The 17,083-nt window shown below is 71.8% G+C and carries 17 protein-coding genes; 12 read left to right on the forward strand and 5 right to left on the reverse strand.

Translation table 11 applies throughout. The annotated features are described in order from the left end of the window. Positions 1-21 precede the first annotated feature (21 nt). The 5 genes from ACQPZQ_RS12545 to ACQPZQ_RS12565 all read left to right on the forward strand — a co-directional run bounded on the left by ACQPZQ_RS12545 (position 22) and on the right by ACQPZQ_RS12565 (position 4,598). A complete protein-coding gene (locus ACQPZQ_RS12545) occupies positions 22-1,071 on the forward strand; it encodes a FecCD family ABC transporter permease (RefSeq protein ID WP_433295213.1) in 1,050 nt (349 codons plus the stop codon). Continuing rightward, positions 1,071-2,165 carry a FecCD family ABC transporter permease gene (locus tag ACQPZQ_RS12550; RefSeq protein WP_433295215.1) on the forward strand — a complete coding sequence of 365 codons (1,095 nt, stop codon included), beginning with the start codon at positions 1,071-1,073 and terminating at the stop codon, positions 2,163-2,165. The genes ACQPZQ_RS12545 and ACQPZQ_RS12550 overlap by 1 nt, the downstream gene beginning before the upstream one ends. Next, positions 2,162-3,004, forward strand: a complete 843-nt coding sequence (locus ACQPZQ_RS12555) for an ABC transporter ATP-binding protein (RefSeq protein ID WP_433295217.1) — start codon at positions 2,162-2,164, stop codon at positions 3,002-3,004. The genes ACQPZQ_RS12550 and ACQPZQ_RS12555 overlap by 4 nt, the downstream gene beginning before the upstream one ends. A gap of 66 nt (positions 3,005-3,070) precedes the next feature. After that, positions 3,071-3,661: a Uma2 family endonuclease gene (locus tag ACQPZQ_RS12560; protein ID WP_433295219.1), complete on the forward strand. Its 591-nt coding sequence runs from the start codon at positions 3,071-3,073 to the stop codon at positions 3,659-3,661. 88 nt (positions 3,662-3,749) lie between these two features. Beyond that, the gene (locus tag ACQPZQ_RS12565) at positions 3,750-4,598 is read left to right on the forward strand and encodes a PPK2 family polyphosphate kinase (protein WP_433295221.1); all 849 of its coding nucleotides are present in this window, start codon (positions 3,750-3,752) and stop codon (positions 4,596-4,598) included. A gap of 15 nt (positions 4,599-4,613) precedes the next feature. Here the strand turns inward: ACQPZQ_RS12565 and ACQPZQ_RS12570 are convergent, their stop codons facing one another. From ACQPZQ_RS12570 to ACQPZQ_RS12580, 3 genes are read right to left on the reverse strand one after another with little or no spacing between them, the layout of a single operon-like run. Next, positions 4,614-5,609, reverse strand: coding sequence for an anion permease (locus ACQPZQ_RS12570; RefSeq protein ID WP_433295223.1), 996 nt, complete (start codon positions 5,607-5,609; stop codon positions 4,614-4,616). Position 5,610: 1 nt separating this feature from the next. Further along, positions 5,611-6,246, reverse strand: coding sequence for a DUF47 domain-containing protein (locus tag ACQPZQ_RS12575; RefSeq protein WP_433295225.1), 636 nt, complete (start codon positions 6,244-6,246; stop codon positions 5,611-5,613). Positions 6,247-6,282: 36 nt separating this feature from the next. Continuing rightward, a complete protein-coding gene (locus ACQPZQ_RS12580; protein WP_433295227.1) occupies positions 6,283-7,425 on the reverse strand; it encodes an acyl-CoA dehydrogenase family protein in 1,143 nt (380 codons plus the stop codon). Positions 7,426-7,658: 233 nt separating this feature from the next. Between ACQPZQ_RS12580 and ACQPZQ_RS12585 the strand changes: the two genes are divergently transcribed. The 4 genes from ACQPZQ_RS12585 (at position 7,659) to ACQPZQ_RS12600 (ending at position 12,832) form a co-directional block, all read left to right on the forward strand. Then, positions 7,659-9,056, forward strand: coding sequence for an FAD-binding oxidoreductase (locus ACQPZQ_RS12585; protein WP_433295229.1), 1,398 nt, complete (start codon positions 7,659-7,661; stop codon positions 9,054-9,056). Then, positions 9,056-10,285 carry a class I SAM-dependent methyltransferase gene (locus tag ACQPZQ_RS12590; RefSeq protein ID WP_433299158.1) on the forward strand — a complete coding sequence of 410 codons (1,230 nt, stop codon included), beginning with the start codon at positions 9,056-9,058 and terminating at the stop codon, positions 10,283-10,285. Before ACQPZQ_RS12585 ends, ACQPZQ_RS12590 begins: the two co-directional genes overlap by 1 nt. Positions 10,286-10,369: 84 nt before the next feature. Next, on the forward strand, positions 10,370-11,761 hold the full coding sequence (locus tag ACQPZQ_RS12595; RefSeq protein WP_344724136.1) for a WS/DGAT/MGAT family O-acyltransferase: 1,392 nt from the start codon (positions 10,370-10,372) through the stop codon (positions 11,759-11,761). Positions 11,762-11,905: 144 nt separating this feature from the next. After that, complete coding sequence (locus tag ACQPZQ_RS12600) at positions 11,906-12,832, forward strand: GNAT family N-acetyltransferase (RefSeq protein WP_433295231.1); 927 nt, start codon at positions 11,906-11,908, stop codon at positions 12,830-12,832. 69 nt (positions 12,833-12,901) lie between these two features. Here the strand turns inward: ACQPZQ_RS12600 and ACQPZQ_RS12605 are convergent, their stop codons facing one another. Continuing rightward, positions 12,902-13,729: a fructosamine kinase family protein gene (locus ACQPZQ_RS12605; protein ID WP_433295233.1), complete on the reverse strand. Its 828-nt coding sequence runs from the start codon at positions 13,727-13,729 to the stop codon at positions 12,902-12,904. Continuing rightward, entirely contained in the window at positions 13,726-14,205 is a 480-nt protein-coding gene (locus tag ACQPZQ_RS12610) for a low molecular weight protein-tyrosine-phosphatase (RefSeq protein WP_433295235.1), read from the reverse strand. The genes ACQPZQ_RS12605 and ACQPZQ_RS12610 overlap by 4 nt, the downstream gene beginning before the upstream one ends. Before the next feature lie 169 nt (positions 14,206-14,374). Between ACQPZQ_RS12610 and ACQPZQ_RS12615 the strand changes: the two genes are divergently transcribed. The 3 genes from ACQPZQ_RS12615 to ACQPZQ_RS12625 are packed head-to-tail and all read left to right on the forward strand — an operon-like array spanning position 14,375 to position 17,070. Then, positions 14,375-14,770, forward strand: coding sequence for a hypothetical protein (locus ACQPZQ_RS12615; RefSeq protein ID WP_433295237.1), 396 nt, complete (start codon positions 14,375-14,377; stop codon positions 14,768-14,770). Positions 14,771-14,827: 57 nt separating this feature from the next. Then, positions 14,828-15,907, forward strand: a complete 1,080-nt coding sequence (gene cobC / locus ACQPZQ_RS12620) for an Rv2231c family pyridoxal phosphate-dependent protein CobC (protein WP_433295239.1) — start codon at positions 14,828-14,830, stop codon at positions 15,905-15,907. Beyond that, positions 15,904-17,070, forward strand: a complete 1,167-nt coding sequence (locus ACQPZQ_RS12625; RefSeq protein ID WP_433295241.1) for a Nif3-like dinuclear metal center hexameric protein — start codon at positions 15,904-15,906, stop codon at positions 17,068-17,070. Before cobC ends, ACQPZQ_RS12625 begins: the two co-directional genes overlap by 4 nt. Positions 17,071-17,083 lie beyond the last annotated feature (13 nt).

The following is a 17,083-nucleotide window of genomic DNA, read 5'->3' on the forward strand; positions in this document are numbered from 1 at the left end:
ATCGGAACGCGGAGGACCATCTTGGGCGAGCACAGCGTGCTGACCCCTCCGGCGCCGTCCCCTGCACCCGGCGCGCTGCGGCGTCGCCGGCTGTCGGGGCTCGCGCTGCTGGTCGTCGTGCTCGTGGCCGGCTGCCTCGCCAGCATCGCCATCGGCACGAAAGCCATCCCGCTGGACGCCGTCTGGCACGCGCTCGTCGCTCCCACCGGCACCGAGGACGACATCGTGGTGCGGTCGCTGCGGATCCCGCGCACCATCCTGGGCGTGCTGGCGGGCGCCGCTCTCGGGCTGGCAGGCGCCCTGATCCAGGGCCACACCCGCAACCCGCTCGCCGACCCCGGCCTGCTCGGCATCAACGCCGGGGCCGCACTGTTCGTCGTCACGGGGATCTACGCCTTCGGCGTCACCGGCCTGCTGGGCTACGTGTGGTTCGCCTTCGCGGGGGCGCTCGTCGCCAGCGTCGCGGTGTTCATTCTCGGATCGGTGGGCCGAGGCGGCCCCACCCCGGTCACGCTGGCGCTCGCCGGTGCCGCGGTGTCCGCGTTGCTGGCCGCGCTCACCTCGTCGATCATCCTGATCGACGTCCAGGCGCTCGACGCCTACCGGTTCTGGGCCGTGGGCTCGATCGCAGGCCGCGACGCCGCTGTTGCGGGCCAGGTGCAGTGGTTCCTGCTCGCCGGGCTGGTGATCGGGCTGGCCGGCGCGCCCGCGCTCAACGCGCTCGCTCTCGGCGACGACGTCGCCCGCTCGCTCGGCCACTCCGTGCTCCGCACGCGGGTTCTCGGCATCGTCGCGATCACCCTGCTGGCGGGGTCGGCCACCGCGGCCTGCGGGCCCATCGCGTTCGTCGGGCTCGTGGTGCCGCACGTCGTCCGCGTGGTCACCGGGCCCGACTATCGCTGGCTGCTTCCGGCGTCGGCGCTCGCGGGCGCCGCGCTGCTGCTCGTGGCGGACGTCATCGGGCGGGTGGTCGTGCGGCCGGGCGAGCTACAGGTCGGGATCGTGCTGGCGCTCGTGGGCGGTCCGTTCTTCGTGTGGCTGGTACGGCGGCGGAAGATGGTGGCCATCTGATGGCCGTACTGGACACGCCATCGCCGTCCCGAACCGCGCGGGAGCGAGTCCCCGGTCGTCCTGCGCTGCGGTTCGGGCCCTTCTCAGTGGTCTGGCGGCCGCGCACGGTGCTCGTGCTCGGCATCGGGCTCGTGGTGCTGCTGCTCGGCATGGCGCTCAACATCGGCCGCGGCGACTTCCCGATCAGCGTCGGCGAGGTGCTCTCGGTGCTGGCCGGAGGCGGCGACCAGGGCCAGCGGTTCATCGTCATGGACCTGCGGCTGCCCCGCTCGCTCACCGGCCTGCTCGTCGGTGCCGCGCTCGCCGTGGCGGGCGCCATCACGCAGTCGATCGCGCGCAACCCCCTGGCCAGCCCGGACATGATCGGCTTCACGGCAGGGGCGAACGCCGCCGCGGTGGGCGTGATCGTGCTCGGTGGCTCCGGCTGGTTACTCGGCGCCGTGGGCCTGCCCGTGGCCGCCCTCGTCGGTGGTCTGGTCAGCGCCTTCGCGATCTACGGGCTGGCGTGGCGGCGGGGAGTGCAGGGGTTCCGGCTGGTGCTGGTGGGCATCGGCATCGACGTGACCCTGACCGCCCTCGTCCATTGGCTGACCATCGTTGCGAATGTCACCGAGGCTGCTCGCGCCTACGTGTGGCTCAACGGCAGCCTCAACGGCCGCGGGTGGGAGCACGTGGTGCCGGTGGCGATCGCGCTGGCCGTCCTGGTGCCGGCCGCACTGGTGCTCGCCCACGTGCTCGGCGGCCTCCAGTTCGGCGACGACACGGCACGCGGGCTGGGCATCCCGGTCGACCGCGCCCGCACGGCGCTGCTCGTCGTCGCGGTCGGGCTCGCGTCGGTGGCCACCGCCTCGGCAGGCCCGATCGCGTTCGTGGCGCTGGTCGCCCCGCAGATCTCGCAACGCCTCGTCGGGTCGGCCCGCCCTCCCATCGCGGTGTCACTCGTCGTGGGGGCCGCTCTCACCGTGCTCGCCGACCTGATCGCCCGCACCGCCTTCGGCGCCACCGAGCTGCCGGTCGGCATCGTCACCGCTGTGCTCGGAGCGCCCTACCTGCTGTTCCTGATCGCCCGTTACGGCCGGGAGGCCCGCGCATGACCCAGGTGCACGTCTCATCGGAGGCCGGGATGCAGGTGGACCCCACCGTTCGGCTGCGGGCGGAGCAGGTCCGGCTGGGCTACGGCGACCGCACCATCGTCGACGGGCTGGACCTCGACGTCGTGGCGGGCACGATCACCGCGGTGATCGGGCCCAACGGCTGTGGCAAGTCCACGCTGCTGCGGGCGCTCGGGCGGCTGCTCAAGCCGACCGCAGGGCAGGTCGTGCTCGACGGCAAGCGCATCGACCGGGTCCCCACCCGCGAGGTCGCGAAGGTTCTCGGGCTGCTGCCGCAGGCCCCGAGCGCACCCGAGGGACTCACGGTGGCCGACCTCGTCGCCCGGGGACGGCACCCCCACCAGGCCTGGTACCGGCAGTGGTCGGCCGACGACGAGGACGCCGTCGCCCAGGCCCTGGACTGGACGGGCATCGCCGACCTCGCGGAGCGGCCCGTCGACCAGCTCTCCGGCGGCCAGCGGCAGCGCGCCTGGATCTCGATGGCGCTCGCTCAGGGCACCGACCTGCTGCTTCTCGACGAGCCCACCACGTTCCTCGACCTCGCCCACCAGGTGGACGTGCTCGAGCTCGTGCGGCGCCTGCACTCCGAGGTGGGCCGCACGGTTGTGATGGTGCTGCACGACCTCAACCTCGCGGCGCGCTACGCCGACCGGCTCGTCGCCATGCGGGAAGGACGCATCGTGGCCGCCGGGAAGCCCGCCGAGGTGATCACCGAGGAGTTGCTCGAGGAGGTCTTCGGTCTCGCCGCGAGGGTGATCCCGGACCCTGTTGCCGGCACCCCGCTGGTCGTTCCGATCGGCGGTTACCTGCGGTCGTCATGATGTCCCCCGATCGGGCGTGCCACCATGTGCGCCCGAGCGCCGGAGGACGACCGAGAGGTGGGGGCTGTGGATCCTGCAGTGTTCGACCACGAGGGACCGTGGACCGAGGACGTGTTCCTGGACCTTCCGCACGACGGCCATGTCGAGGTGGTGGACGGAACCCTGTTCATCGGGCCGATCGCCACCGAACAGCGCGTCGATGTGGTGAGCCGGGTGCGGGAGGCCGTCGAGTCGGCGTTGCCCGACGGGTTGCGGGTGCGGGAGGCGGTGCCGCTGCGCCTCGGCCCGGACTGCGTGCTGGTGCCCGATCTGGTGGTCACCACCGCCGCTACGGAAAGTAACGGCAAGGGTGACGACGGGGTGCTCGAGGCCGCGGCGGCGCTGATGGTGATCGAGGTGGTGGGACGGGACCACGGCATCGCCGACCGCTCGTTCAAGCCGCAGCTCTACGCCCGCAGCCGCATCCCGTACTCGCTCCTGATCGACCACGACGGCCGCACAGCGGTGGCCGACATGATCATCGGTGGCCGGTACCACGAGTACGCGCGGGCCGGGGCGGGGGAACAGCTGCGCATCGAGGAGCCGTTCGTCCTCGAGCTCGACCTGGTGGCCGTGGCCGGGCCGGACGAGGAGCCGGAGGCGCGCGCCGGCGCGTAGGCCGCCAGGGTGGCGGTGGCCGCTCGCGACAACCACCACTCCAGCGACAACAGGCGTGACACCGGGTCCGGCGGCCTACCCTCCATTTATGGGGACATCCGTCCGTGAGGCCTTCCGTGCCGTGCCCGCCGGACCCGACCTCTCGGGGATCGACCCCCGCGGCCGCCCCCTCGGCCCGAAGGACAAGACCGCTGCCGCGGAGAGCACGTTCGATCTCGGTGAGCGTCTCGACGGCCTGCAGGAGGCCCTCTACGCGGAGGCGACCGCCGGGGGCAGGCGCGCGCTCCTGCTCGTGCTGCAGGGGATGGACACGTCCGGCAAGGGCGGCACGATCCGCCAGGTCGGTGGGCTGGTCAACCCGCAGGGCCTGCACATCGCGTCGTTCAAGAAGCCCACGCCCGAGGAGCTCGAGCACCACTTCCTCTGGCGGATCCGCCGGGAGGTGCCCCGTCCGGGCTTCATCGGCGTGTTCGACCGCTCGCACTACGAGGACGTGCTCGTCCCGCGCGTCGAAGGCCTGATCACCGAGGACGCCCTGCGCGAACGCTACGACGAGATCAACGCGTTCGAGGCCGAGCTCGCCGGTCAGGGTGTCACGATCATGAAGTGCATGCTGCACATCTCGCCGCAGGAGCAGGCCGAGCGGTTGCTCGCCCGGCTGGACGACCCGACGAAGCGCTGGAAGTACAACCCCGGCGACCTCGTCTCCCGTGCGAAGTGGGATGACTACCAGCAGGCCTACAGCGCCGCGCTGCGCCACTGCGACTCCGACGCCGCGCCCTGGTACGTCGTGCCGTCGGATCGCAAGTGGTACCGCAACTGGGCGGTCGCGGCGCTGCTCGCCGAGACCCTCGCCGAGATGGACCCGCAGTTCCCGCAGCCGAACCTCGACATCGACGCCGAGCGGGCCCGCCTCGCAGCGAGCAAGGTCTCCTGACCATCGAGGCCGGGGTCAGCCGGCCAGCGGACGCAAGGCCCAGAACGCCAGCGCGGCGGCGAGTGCCGCCATCGGGAGCGTGAGCACCCAGGCGATGGCGATGTTGCCGGCCACGCCCCAGCGCACCGCGGAGAGCCGCTTCGTGGCACCCACCCCGAGGATCGACGCCGTGATCGTCTGCGTGGTCGAGATCGGCGCGGCGAACACGAAGGCGGTGGTGTAGAGGATGGTCGACGCCGTGACCTCGGCCGCGAAACCCCTCGGAGGGTCGAGCGCGATGATCCGCCTGCCGAGCGTCCGCATGATCCGCCAGCCGCCCGCGTACGTGCCGGCGGACAGGGCACCCGCCGAGACCAGGACGACCCACCACGGGATCTCGAACCCCTGGTGGTAGCCGCCCACCACCAGGGCGAGCACGATCACGCCCATCGTCTTCTGCGCGTCCTGCAGCCCGTGGCCCAGCGCCATCGCGGCGGCCGACACCGTCTGCGCGTGCCGGAAGCCGCGCTGCAGCGGCTCGGGCCTGCCCCTGCGGAAGATCCAGAGGATCGCCACCATCACCGCGGCGGCGAGGGCGCAACCCACCACGGGCGAGAGCACCATCGGGATGACGACCTTGTCGAGCACACCGTCCCAGTGCACGCCCCCCGCCGACGCCAGCGCCGCCCCCACGAGACCGCCGATCAGGGCGTGCGAGGACGAGGACGGCAGCCCCAGCCGCCAGGTGATGAGGTTCCAGACGATGGCCCCGATCAGCGCGGCCAGCACCACCAGCAGCCCGGCGGGCCCCTCCGGCGGCTCGATGATGCCGCTCCCCACCGTCGTGGCCACCTCGGTGCCGAGGAACGCCCCGATCAGGTTCATCACAGCGGCCATGACGAGCGCGGTGCGCGGGGTGAGCGCCCGGGTCGCCACGGAGGTGGCGATCGCGTTGGCGGCGTCGTGGAAGCCGTTGGTGTAATCGAAGGCGAGCGCCACGACGATCACCACGACGATCGTGGTGAGCTCCACCTCAGGACTCCTTGACCACGATGCTCTCGACGGTGTTCGCCACCGTCTCGAACGCGTCGGCGGCCTCCTCGAGCACTTCGACGACCTCCTTGGTCTTGAGGATCGTCAGCAGGCCGGCAGGCGGTACGTCGTCGGGCGGTGAGAGGAGCTCGGCGATCAGCGCCCGGTAGACCGCGTCGCCTTCGTCCTCGAGGGAGTTCACGTGCACCCAGTACTCGCGTAGCTGCGACATGCTCGCGAGGTGCGGCATCGCCTCGGCGGTGGCGGCCGCGGCCCGGCGGAGGACCTCGACCTGACGGGCGACGCCGCCGGGGAGGGCGCCGAGCCGGTACAGCACGATCCGGTCGGCGGCCTCCTCGATGGCGTCGAGCACGTCGTCGAGGGACGAGGTGAGCCGGTAGATGTCCTCGCGATCGAACGGCGTGACGAACGTGGAGTTGAGCTTGACCAGGATCTCGTGGGTCAGCTCGTCACCCGCGTTCTCCGCGTCCTTCACCCGTTTCGCCAGCTCGGGCCGATCGGGGGGATCGGCGGCGACGAGCGCCGCGAGGTCGTCCGCGGCACGGACGATGTTCTCAGCGGCTCGGGTGAACAGCGGGTAGAAGCCGCGTTCATGCGGCGTCAACCTGAAGGCCATTCGGGGGTTCTACCGTATCCGCCCGTACCAACCGGTTCAGCCCACGAGTGCGCGTCCGATGATCTCCTTCATGATCTCGTTGGTGCCGCCGTAGATCGCCTGCACGCGCGAGTCGACGAACGCCTTGGCGATCGGGTACTCGAGCATGTAGCCGTAGCCGCCGTGCAACTGCACGCAGCGGTCCACCACGCGCTTCTGCACGTCGCTCGCCCACCACTTGGCCTTCGCCGCGTCCTGCACCGTCAGGCGCCCGGCCACGTGCTCGGTGATGCAGCGATCGACGAAGACCTGCGCGACGGTCACCTCGGTGTCCATCTCGGCCAGCTCGAAGCGGGTGTTCTGGAAGTTCGCGACCGGCCGGCCGAAGGCTGTGCGCTCCTTGGTGTAGTCCAGCGTCAGCTCCAGGGCGCGCGCCGCGCCCGCGACGCTGCCCACGGCGATCGAGAGCCGCTCCTGCGCCAGGTTCTGCATGAGGGACACGAAGCCGCTGCCCGGTGCGCCCAGGACGTTCGCCGCGGGCACCCGGACGTCGGTGAACGACAGCTCCGCGGTGTCCTGTGCCTTCAGCCCGACCTTCTCCAGCCGCCTGCCACGCTCGAAGCCGGGCATCCCCCGCTCCACCACGAGCAGGCTGAACCCGCGGCTCCCGGCGTCCGGGTCGGTGCGCGCGACGACGATCACCAGGTCGGAGAGGATGCCGTTGGTGATGAAGGTCTTCGAGCCGTTGAGCACCCAGTCGTCGCCCTCGCGGCGGGCGTGGGTCTGGATGCCCTGGAGGTCGGATCCCGCTCCCGGCTCGGTCATCGCGATCGCGGTGATGATCTCCCCGGAGCAGAACCCGGGCAGCCAGCGCTTCTTCTGGTCCCCGTCGGCCAGCCGCAGCAGGTACGGCGCGACGACGTCGTTCTGGAGCGGGAAGCCGATGCCGGTCGCACCCGCCCTGGTGAGCTCCTCGAGCAGCACGGCGTTGTACCGGAAGTCGGGCACCCCGCCGCCGCCGTACTCCTCGGGCACGTCCGTGCCGAGAAGCCCGGCGCGGCCCGCGGCCAGCCACACGTCCCGGCTGACCTGACCGTCCCGCTCCCACTGGTCGTGGAACGGCGTGATCTCCTTCGCGGTGAAGGTGCGCGCAAGGGAACGGAAGGCATCGTGATCGGCGTCGAAGATGTCGCGCTGCATGGCCGGAGTGTCACACGATCGTCTCGATCCGGTGTTAGTGCGCGCTGCTTCGCGGGAACCCCGGGAGGCGAGTCCTGGGGAGGTCACGGTCCACATCAGACCATGACCCGCCGGGGCAGAGGCCACTGTGGATTGGACGAACCGGACAACTTGTGTGCGGCTGGGCAACTCCTGTGACGAAAGCCCTATCTGAGCGGTTGGGCAGCATCCGTTCGCCGACTAGCGTCCCCGTCATGACCGTGGCCGGATCATCCGCCCCACCTGCGGTGTCACCCGAGGCGCACGCCGCCGCGGTGAACGACCTCATCGGCAAGTACCGGGCGCTGCCTCCGGGCGCCCGCGTGCGGCTCGGGAAGAAGTCGTCGAACCTGTTCCGGTTCGGCGCGGGAGCAGCGGCCGACACCACCCGGCTCGACACTTCCGCGCTGACCGGCGTGCTCGACGTCGACGCGGAGTCCCGCACCGCCGAGGTGCAGGGCATGACGACCTACGAGGACCTCGTCTCCGCCACGCTGGCGCGCGGGATGATGCCGCTGGTCGTGCCGCAGTTGAAGACGATCACGCTGGGTGGCGCGGTCACGGGGCTGGGCATCGAGTCCACATCGTTCCGACATGGTCTTCCGCACGAGTCCGTGCTCGAAATGGACATACTCACTCCCGGTGGCGAGATCGTCACGGCCACGCCGAACGGTGAGCACGCCGACCTCTTCCAGGGCTTTCCCAACTCGTACGGCACGCTCGGCTACGCGTTGCGACTGAAGATCGAACTGCAACCGGTGGCCCCGTACGTGCGGCTGGAGCACCGGCGCGTGGCATCGTCCGATCTGGCCTCTGTGATCACCGAACTGTGCGATCCCGACGCCGTGGGCGGTCCCGACTTCGTCGACGGCACGGTGTTCACACCGGGCGAGCAGTACCTCACCGTCGGTAGGTTCACCGACGATCCGGGGCCGGGGCCGAGTGACTACACAGGACAGCAGATCTTCTACCGGTCCATCCGCGAGCGCACTGTCGACCATCTGACAGCGCACGACTACATCTGGCGCTGGGACACCGACTGGTTCTGGTGCTCGCGGGCCTTCGGCGTGCAGCACCCGCTGGTGCGCCGGGTGTGGCCGCGGCGCTACCGCCGCTCGGACGTCTACCGCAAGATCGTGGCCTTCGACCGGCGCATCGGGTTCAGCAGCCAGGCCCACCGGCTCACCCGCACGCCGCAGGAAGAGCCGGTCATCCAGGACGTCGAGATCCCGGTGGACCGGCTCGCGGAGTTCCTCGACGCGTTCCACACCGACGTCGGGATCACGCCGGTGTGGCTCTGCCCGCTGCGGCTGCGCGGGAAGCAGCGCTGGCCGCTGTATCCCATGGAGCCGGGCGAGCTCTATGTCAACGTCGGGTTCTGGTCCACCGTCCCGGAGGTTCCCGGGCGGCCGGACGCGCACAACCGGCGTGTGGAGGAACTCGTCGCCGACCTCGGCGGACACAAGTCGCTGTACTCCACAGTGCACTACGACGAGGGTGAGTTCTGGAAGCACTACAACGGGCCCGCCTACCGTGCGCTCAAGCGGCGCTACGACCCGCACGGCCGGCTGCCCGACCTTTATTCCAAGGTCACCGGTTCAGGGAGGGCATGATGCAGGTCGCTCAACTCATCTCGGACGTCCTCGGCCAGGACGTGCCTATTCGGGTCGTGGCGTACGACGGCAGCAAGGCCGGACCGGACAGCTCCGACGTCGCCCTGCGCATCCTCACGCCGCGGGCGCTCGCCCGGCTCGTCACGGCACCGGGAACGCTGGGGCTCGCCAGGGCCTACGTCACGGGTGAGATCGAGGTCGACGGCGACGTCTACGAAGTGCTCGACGCGATGGCCGACCTCACGCTGCACGACCTGACGCGCGCCGAGCGGGTGCGCCTGGCCCGGCGTCTGCTGCCGCTCTGGCTCCGGCACCGCCAGCCGCCGCCCCCTCTCGAGTACCGGCCGCCGGGTCGCCTGCACTCCAAGGCGCGGGACCGGAAGGCGATCTCGCACCACTACGACGTCTCCAACCGGTTCTACGAGTGGGTGCTCGGCCCGTCGATGGCCTACACCTGCGCGGTCTTCCCCACGGCGTCAGCCACCCTGGAGGAGGCGCAGGCCGCCAAGCACGAGCTGGTGTCGCAGAAGCTCGGTCTGCAGCCCGGCATGCGGCTGCTGGACGTGGGCTGCGGGTGGGGCGGGATGGTCATGCACGCCGCCGCCGAGCACGGCGTCAAGGCGCTGGGTGTGACGCTCTCCCGCAACCAGGCCGAGTGGGCCCAGGCCGAGATCGTCCGGCGTGGCCTCGGCGATCTCGCCGAGGTGCGCCACCTCGACTACCGCGACGCGCCGGAGTCCGAGTTCGACGCGATCAGCTCGATCGGGCTCACCGAGCACATCGGCAAGGACCAGCTGCCGAACTACTTCCGGTCCCTGTACGAGCGGCTCCGCCCGGGCGGGCGGTTGCTCAACCACTGCATCACCCAGCCGCGCACGCCGCTGACCCGCAGGCTCGACCCGTTCATCGCCCGCTACGTCTTCCCGGACGGGCAGCTGGAGCCGGTCGGGCACCTCATCTCCGTGATGAACGACTCGGGCTTCGAGGTCCGGCACGAGGAGAACCTGCGCGAGCACTACGCCCTCACGCTCGCCGGGTGGTGCGCCAACCTCGAAGCGAACTGGGACGAGGCCGTGGCCGAGGTCGGTGTCGGGCGGGCCCGGGTGTGGCGGCTCTACATGGCCGCGTCCCGGCTCGGGTTCGAGCGCGACAACATCCAGCTGCACCAGGTGCTCGGGGTGAAGCTGCTCGATCAGGGACGCTCCGGCTTCCCGCTCCGGGGCTGGTAACCGCTCCAGCCGTTCGTGTACGGGCGTGCGTGCTGCAGCACCCATGCCCTTACACGATCGTGCAGGTCGGAGACAATGAGCACCGTGCCGGACCGTCTCTCACCGCTCGACGCGTCGTTCCTCTTCGCGGAGCATCGCACCGCAGCGATGCACGTCGGTGCCGTGATGACGTTCGAACCGCCGGAGCACGGGCGGTTCGACGCCGATGCGTTCACCGAGCTCATCGGGAGCAGGCTCGCGCTCGTCCCGCGTTATCGCCAGAAGGTGCGGGACGTGCCGGGTCGGCTCGGGCTGCCCGTGTGGGTGGACGACCCGGATTTCGACCTCGGCTTCCACGTGCGACGGTCGGCGCTGCCCGCCCCGGGCACCGAGGACGTCCTGCGCGATCTCGTCGGCAGGCTGCTGGCGCGCCAGCTCGACCGCTCCCGTCCGCTCTGGGAGGTCTACCTCGTGGAGGGGCTGGCCGACGGGCGCTTCGCCGTGGTCACCAAGACCCACCACGCCATGGTCGACGGGTTGGCGTCGATGGACATCGGGGCAGCTCTGCTCGATCTCACCCCACAGCCCCGCGAGAGCCCGCCCGACGACTGGTGCCCCGCGCCCGAGCCGTCGGCGCTGGAGCTCGCGGCGATGGCCGCGGCGCACTCGCTGCGCCGCCCGCGCGCCGCGCTCGACGTCGCAGGCCGGGCGGTGGCCGACGTGCGGGAGGCGGCCTCGGCGGTCGGGCGCACGGTGGAGGCCGTGGTCGCCGCCGGGCGCAGCGCGGCGGCGACGCGCCCGGTGCAGCCCCTGAACGGCGCCACCGGTGAGCAACGCCGCTACGGCATGGAACGCACCACGCTGGCCGACCATCGGGCCGTCCGCAAGGCGTTCGGCGGCACCGTCAACGATGTGGTGCTCGCGGTGGTCGCGGGCGGGCTGCGCCGCTGGTTGATCAGCCGCGGGGAGCCGCTGACCGCCGACACCAGCGTCCGCGCGATGGTGCCCGTGAGCGTCCGGGCCCGTAGCCGCAGCGAAGGCTCGGGCAACAGCATCTCCGCCTACCTCGTGGACCTGCCGGTCGCCGAGCCCTATCCGCTGGCTCGCCTCATGGCCGTGCGGGACGCCATGGAGATCCACAAGCGCAGCGGCCAGGCAGTCGGCGCGTCGACGCTGGTCGGGCTCGTGGGCCTCGCCCCGCCGATCCTGCACAGCCTTGGCGCGCGGCTGGCCAGCCAGTTCTCCAGCCGCCTCTACAACGTGCTGGTCACCAACGTCCCCGGCCCGCCACGCCCGCTGTACGCGATGGGCGCGCGGATGCTCGACATGTACCCGGTGGTTCCGCTCGCCGGCGGCCAGGCCGTCGCGATCGGGGTCACCTCCTACGACGGCGGCGTCCACTACGGACTCACCGCCGACCGCGATGCGATGCCCGACGTCGACGTGCTGGCCGCGGCGATGGGCGACTCGCTGGCCGAACTGGCGGATCTGGCCTGACCCGCGAGTTGGCGCGGGCCGCCGGTTTTCCCCGTGGGTGAATTGCACCGTTCTGGCCTGACGGGCCGACCCGCCGAGGTCACGAGATCGCAAATGGAGTAGCCCGGTGGTCCGCTCGGCAGAGCGACGCGCCATCCTTTCGTGGTGCAGATCGAGGTGCGGCCGCTCCTCCAAGCCGAACTGGACGATGCGGACGGCATCCTGCGTGACGCGTTCGGCACCCTCCTCGGCATCGACATGAACGACGACACCGAGGTGCTCCGCACGCGTTTCCGCGCTCCGCACACCGTCGCGCTCGCCGGCCTGGTCGACGGCGTGCTGGTCGGCTCCACGCTGGTGACGCTGTGGGGCAGCGTGGGTTTCCTCGGGCCGTTGTCGGTGACGCCGCGCATGTGGAACAGCGGTGTGGGCACGCGGCTCGTCGCGGCGGCCACGGAGTTGCTCGACGCGCGGGGCGCCACCCACCAAGGTCTGTTCACGTTCCCGCAGAGCCCGATGCACCATTGGCTCTACCACAAGTTCGGGTTCTGGCCGCGGTACCTCACGGTGATCATGTCGCGCCGGGTGGGCGGGGAAGAGCCCGTGCTGGGCTGGCGCATGTCGGCCGCGGCGCCCGCGAGCCGTCAGGCACTGCTGAACGCCTGCGCCGCGGTGACCGACTCGATCCACCCGGGGCTCGACGTCCGCGGCGAGATCACGGCCGTGCTCGACCAGGGTCTCGGCGAGGTCGTGCTCGTCGGCGCTCCCGATGCGCCGAGCGGCTTCGCCGTCTGCCATTCCGGGGCGGGCACGGAGGCGGGCAGCGGCACGGTCTACGTGAAGTTCGCCGCCGTACGGCCCGGCCCACACACCGCCGACGTGTTCGCCGCACTGCTCGGCGCCTGCCAGGGCTTCGCCGCGGGTGCCGGCGCCCGCAGGCTCACCGTGGGGGTGAACACCGCTCGTCACGAGGCGCACCGGCATCTTCTCGGCGCCGGATTCCGCGTCGACACGGCGGGCGTCTCCATGCACCGGCCCAACGAACCCGCCTACGACCGCGCTGACCTCTACGTTCTCGACGACTGGCGCTGACCGCCCGCGCGCCGACACTCTCGTCCGATCGGTCTGGGAGGAGGCGCCGCTCCGTTCGGAGGTGGCAGCTCAGCCCAGGCGTAGAGCTGCCCGCGCCGCCGCCACGGCCTGCCCGGCGTAGCCGCGGCCGAACAGCACGACGTGCACGAGCAGCGGGAAGAGCTGGTGAAGCGGCACCCGTTCGCGCCAGCCCGCGGCGAGCGGCGCCGTCTCGTCGTACGCGCGCAGCACGGCGTCGAGGTGCGGGCAGCCGAACAGCGCGAGCATCGCCAGGTCGGTCTCGCGGTGCCCGCCGTGGGCGGCGGGGTCGATCAGCCATGCGCCGCTCGGGGACCACAGAACGTTGCCCGACCACAGGTCGCCGTGCAGTCGAGCGGGTGGCTCGGCCGGACCGGCGATCTCAGGCAGCCGGTCACACACCCGCTCGACGACGGCAGCCTCCTCACCCGTCAGCTCCCCGGCGTCCGACGCTGCACGCAGGTAGGGCAGCACGCGGTCCGCTGCGAACCACTCCGCCCAGCCCGGGGACGGCTCGTTGCGCATCGGTGCCCGCCCGATCCAGGCCGCGGTCGGCCCGTCGGGCGGGGCAGCGCCGAAAGCAGGGGCCCCGGCACCGTGCAGATGGGCGAGGCTGCGGCCGAACGCCGCCGCGGCTCCGGCGTCGGGTGAGCCGCGCGGGACGAACTCCGTGACGAGCCGCTGCGGGTCGACGTCCAGCACGGCGGGCACGGAAGTCCCGCCCGGCACCCGCAGCCACCGCAGCCCGGCCGCCTCGGCGGCGAGGGAGCTCTCCTCCGCGTTCTTGACGACGACGGTGCGCCCGTCGGCGAGCTCCGCGCGCACGGCCCCGCCACCGAGCGGTGCGCTGGTGCGTACCGCGACGCCGAGGACGTTCACGCCCGGCTCCGCACCCACTCCAGCATTCCCGGCATGGCCGCCCGGATCATGGTGAGCACCTCGGTGAACCCGTCGGCGTTGCCGTAGTAGGGATCCGGCACCTCGGCCCCGGCGGGCGCGGCGGGGTCGAACGAACGCAGCAGCCGCACCCGTTCGGGCTCGGGGACCATCGACTGCAACGCGCGGCGATGGGAGTTGTCGAGCGCGACGAGCAGGTCGGCCGAGAGCAGCTCGGCGTCCACCTGACGGGCCGTGTGCTCGTCGGGGTAGCCCTCGGCGCGCAGCAACGCCGCAGCGCGTTCGTCGGCGGGTGATCCGATGTGCCAGCTGCCGGTACCCGCGCTGCCGACCTCCACGGCGTGCGCCAGGCCCGCGCGCTGCAACTCGTGAACGAACACCTTCTCGGCAATGGGGGAGCGGCAGATGTTGCCGGTGCAGACGAAGACCACACGCAGCGGTTGGTGAGTGTCGCTCATGGGACGAGTCTGGCCGGGCGGTCCCGTGGCGTCCTCGCAGGGGCACTGTCGTCCTCGCAGAGCGCACGGCGTCTGCGAGGAGACCGAAGACGCTGCGAGGACGGGACGAAGGGGTGCGTAACGGGCGTGATGGGGGAGGCGACACCGTGATCGACCCCGAGGAGCCACCGTGACCGACCAGACGCCCGGCCCGCCCCAACCACCCGGCCCGCAGTACCCGCTGCAGTGGTTCCACCCGCCGCAGTCGCCGTACCCGGCGCACCCCGTGCCCGTGTACGCCGTGCCGTCACCCATGCAGCAGGCCCCGGTGACCAACACCGGGCCCATCTCGTTCGCGTTCGGCATGCTGGCGTTCCTGCTGGGGTGGATCCCCCTGGTCGGACTGATCGGCACAGCGCTCGGTGTGGTCGGGCTGGTGCTCGGGTTGAAGGCGCTGCGCCTGGCGAAGATCGGTTTCATCAGCGACCGTGGTCTCGCCATCGCCGGTGTCGTGTTGTCGTGCGTCGGGATCGCGATCGGCGTGGTCTTCGCGGCGGTGTTCGTGTTCGCGATGTTCGGAGGGTGAGCGGGTGATGGGGCGCTGAGCGAGCTGCCCTCGTTCGGCGCCCCGTAGGCTGCTGCGATGGATCACGCGCCGGATGGCCTCGCTGCGGATGGTGCCGCAGCCTTGCGTCACCACGGCGACGTCGACGCCGAACCCGGCCTGCTCGACTTCGCCGTGAACGTCCAGGGCACCGGACCGCCGGCGTGGTTGCGTGACCGGCTCGCGGCGACGCTGGACGGGCTCGGCCGCTACCCGGCCGCCGCGCACGACGCCCTCGCCCGCGAGTCCGTCGCGGCGCGGCACGGGCGCAGCGCTGACGACGTGCTGGTGCTCGCCGGCAGCGCGGAGGGGTTCGCGCTGTTGCCGGCCCTGCGCCCTCGGCTGGCAGCTGTGCTGCACCCGGGGTTCACCGAGCCCGAGGCCGTGCTGAGGGCCGCGGGAGTGCCGGTCGTACGGGTCCTGACCAGCGAGTACGACGGCCATCGGCTGCGTCCCGGCGATGTCCCGGCGGAGGCCGATCTCGTCGTGGTCGGCAACCCCACCAACCCCACCGGGGTGCTGCACCCGGCCACTGACGTCCGGGCCATGGCGGCGCCGGGCCGGGTGCTGCTGGTGGACGAGGCGTTCGCCGACGCGATCCCGGGGGAACCGGAGTCCCTCGCCGGCGACGTGGACGTCCCCGGGCTGCTCGTGTTCCGCAGCCTCACCAAGACCTGGGCGCTCGCGGGGCTGCGCGCCGGATACGCACTCGGCGAGCCCGCCCTGCTGGCCCGGCTCGCTGCGCCCCGGCCTCCGTGGCCCGTCTCGACGCCTGCGCTGGAGGCCGTGATCGCCTGTGCGGGACCGGAGGCCGTCGCCGAGTCCGAGCGGGCCGCGGAGCGCCTGGTCGCGGCCCGCGCCGAGCAGGCTGCGCTGCTCGCTGCTGTTCCGGGGGTCACGGTGCTGCCGGGCCGCGCGCCCTACCTGCTGCTGCGGTTGCCAGAGGGGAGAGGGGAACGGGTGCGCGCCGTGCTGCGTCAGGCCGGTGTCGCGGTGCGCCGCGGGGACACTTTCCCGGGTCTCGGCCCGGACCACGTCCGGGTCGCGGTGCGTCCGGCGGCGCAGGTCGCCCGGCTCGCCGCCGTCCTGGCCGATGCGCTCGTGGAGGTCGGCGCATGACCGCGACCGTCGCCGATGTGATCGCCGCGCTGGAGACCGCGTACCCGCCGTCGCTGGCGGCCGACTGGGACGCGGTCGGCCTGGTCTGCGGTGACCCCGCCGATCCCGTGTCGTCGGTGCTCTTCGCCGTGGACCCGGTGCCCGAGACGGTCGCCGAGGCGATCGACGGCAGCGAGGGCGCCGCCCAGATGCTCGTCACCCACCATCCGTTGCTGCTTCGTGGCGTGCACGGCGTGGGTGCGGACACCCCGAAGGGCGCGTTGCTGCACCGGCTGATCCGCTCGGGCACCGCGCTCTACACCGCGCACACGAACGCCGACTCCGCCGACCCCGGCGTCTCGGACGCGCTGGCGGCGGCGATCGGCCTGGACGTCACGGGTCCGCTGGTCGGACTTCCGGACGAGCCGTTCGACAAGATCGTCACGTTCATTCCGGTAGGCCCGGCGATCACCGAGGTGCACGAGGCACTGTCCGCGGCGGGCGCGGGGCTGGTCGGCAACTACAGCCATTGCTCCTTCGCCACGGCCGGCACGGGACAGTTCCGGCCCCTCGAGGGTGCCCAGCCGACGATCGGGTCGGTCGGCAAGCTGGAACGGGTGGCCGAGACGAAGCTCGAGATGGTGCTCCCGCGCAGCCGACGCGCAACCGTCGTCGCCGCGCTTCGGGCGTCGCATCCGTACGAGGAACCCGCGTTCGACGTGATCGAGCTCGCCGACCTGCCCTCGGCTCGTGGGCTCGGCCGGATCGGCACGCTGCCGGCGGCGGAGTCGCTCGCGACGTTCGCCGAACGGGTGGCCGCGGCGCTGCCGGCCACGGCGTGGGGCGTGCGCGCCGCGGGAGACCCCGATCGTGTGATCGAGCGGGTTGCGGTCTGCGGCGGGGCGGGGGATTCCGCACTGGACGCCGCGATCCGCGCAGGCGTCGATGCCTACGTCACCGCCGACCTGCGCCACCATCCGGCGTCGGAGCACCTGCTGGCCGGCACGCTCGCGGGCCGCCCGACGCCGGCGCTCGTCGACGTCGCCCATTGGGCGTCGGAGTGGCCGTGGTGTTTGCAGGCGGCGGACATCGTTGGTAAATCGCTTGGCGGTAGCGTCGAGGTCCGCGTTTCGCACCGCTGCACCGATCCCTGGTCGGTGGCGCCCCTGACCGGGAGGCAATGACAAATGGATGGGA

The organism is Pseudonocardia sp. CA-142604 (assembly GCF_050948475.1).
In the GTDB taxonomy this organism is placed as follows: Bacteria; Actinomycetota; Actinomycetes; order Mycobacteriales; family Pseudonocardiaceae; genus Pseudonocardia; species Pseudonocardia alaniniphila.

Excerpts from the sequence above, each read along its gene's own strand:
- ACQPZQ_RS12550 (WP_433295215.1), top strand. The coding sequence starts at position 1,071 with ATGGCCGTACTGGACACGCCATCGCCGTCCCGAACCGCGCGGGAGCGA.
- ACQPZQ_RS12555 (WP_433295217.1), top strand. The coding sequence starts at position 2,162 with ATGACCCAGGTGCACGTCTCATCGGAGGCCGGGATGCAGGTGGACCCC.
- ACQPZQ_RS12565 (WP_433295221.1), top strand. The coding sequence starts at position 3,750 with ATGGGGACATCCGTCCGTGAGGCCTTCCGTGCCGTGCCCGCCGGACCC.
- ACQPZQ_RS12575 (WP_433295225.1), bottom strand. The coding sequence starts at position 6,246 with ATGGCCTTCAGGTTGACGCCGCATGAACGCGGCTTCTACCCGCTGTTC.
- ACQPZQ_RS12580 (WP_433295227.1), bottom strand. The coding sequence starts at position 7,425 with ATGCAGCGCGACATCTTCGACGCCGATCACGATGCCTTCCGTTCCCTT.
- ACQPZQ_RS12585 (WP_433295229.1), top strand. The coding sequence starts at position 7,659 with ATGACCGTGGCCGGATCATCCGCCCCACCTGCGGTGTCACCCGAGGCG.
- ACQPZQ_RS12590 (WP_433299158.1), top strand. The coding sequence starts at position 9,056 with ATGCAGGTCGCTCAACTCATCTCGGACGTCCTCGGCCAGGACGTGCCT.
- ACQPZQ_RS12610 (WP_433295235.1), bottom strand. The coding sequence starts at position 14,205 with ATGAGCGACACTCACCAACCGCTGCGTGTGGTCTTCGTCTGCACCGGC.
- cobC (WP_433295239.1), top strand. The coding sequence starts at position 14,828 with ATGGATCACGCGCCGGATGGCCTCGCTGCGGATGGTGCCGCAGCCTTG.
- ACQPZQ_RS12625 (WP_433295241.1), top strand. The coding sequence starts at position 15,904 with ATGACCGCGACCGTCGCCGATGTGATCGCCGCGCTGGAGACCGCGTAC.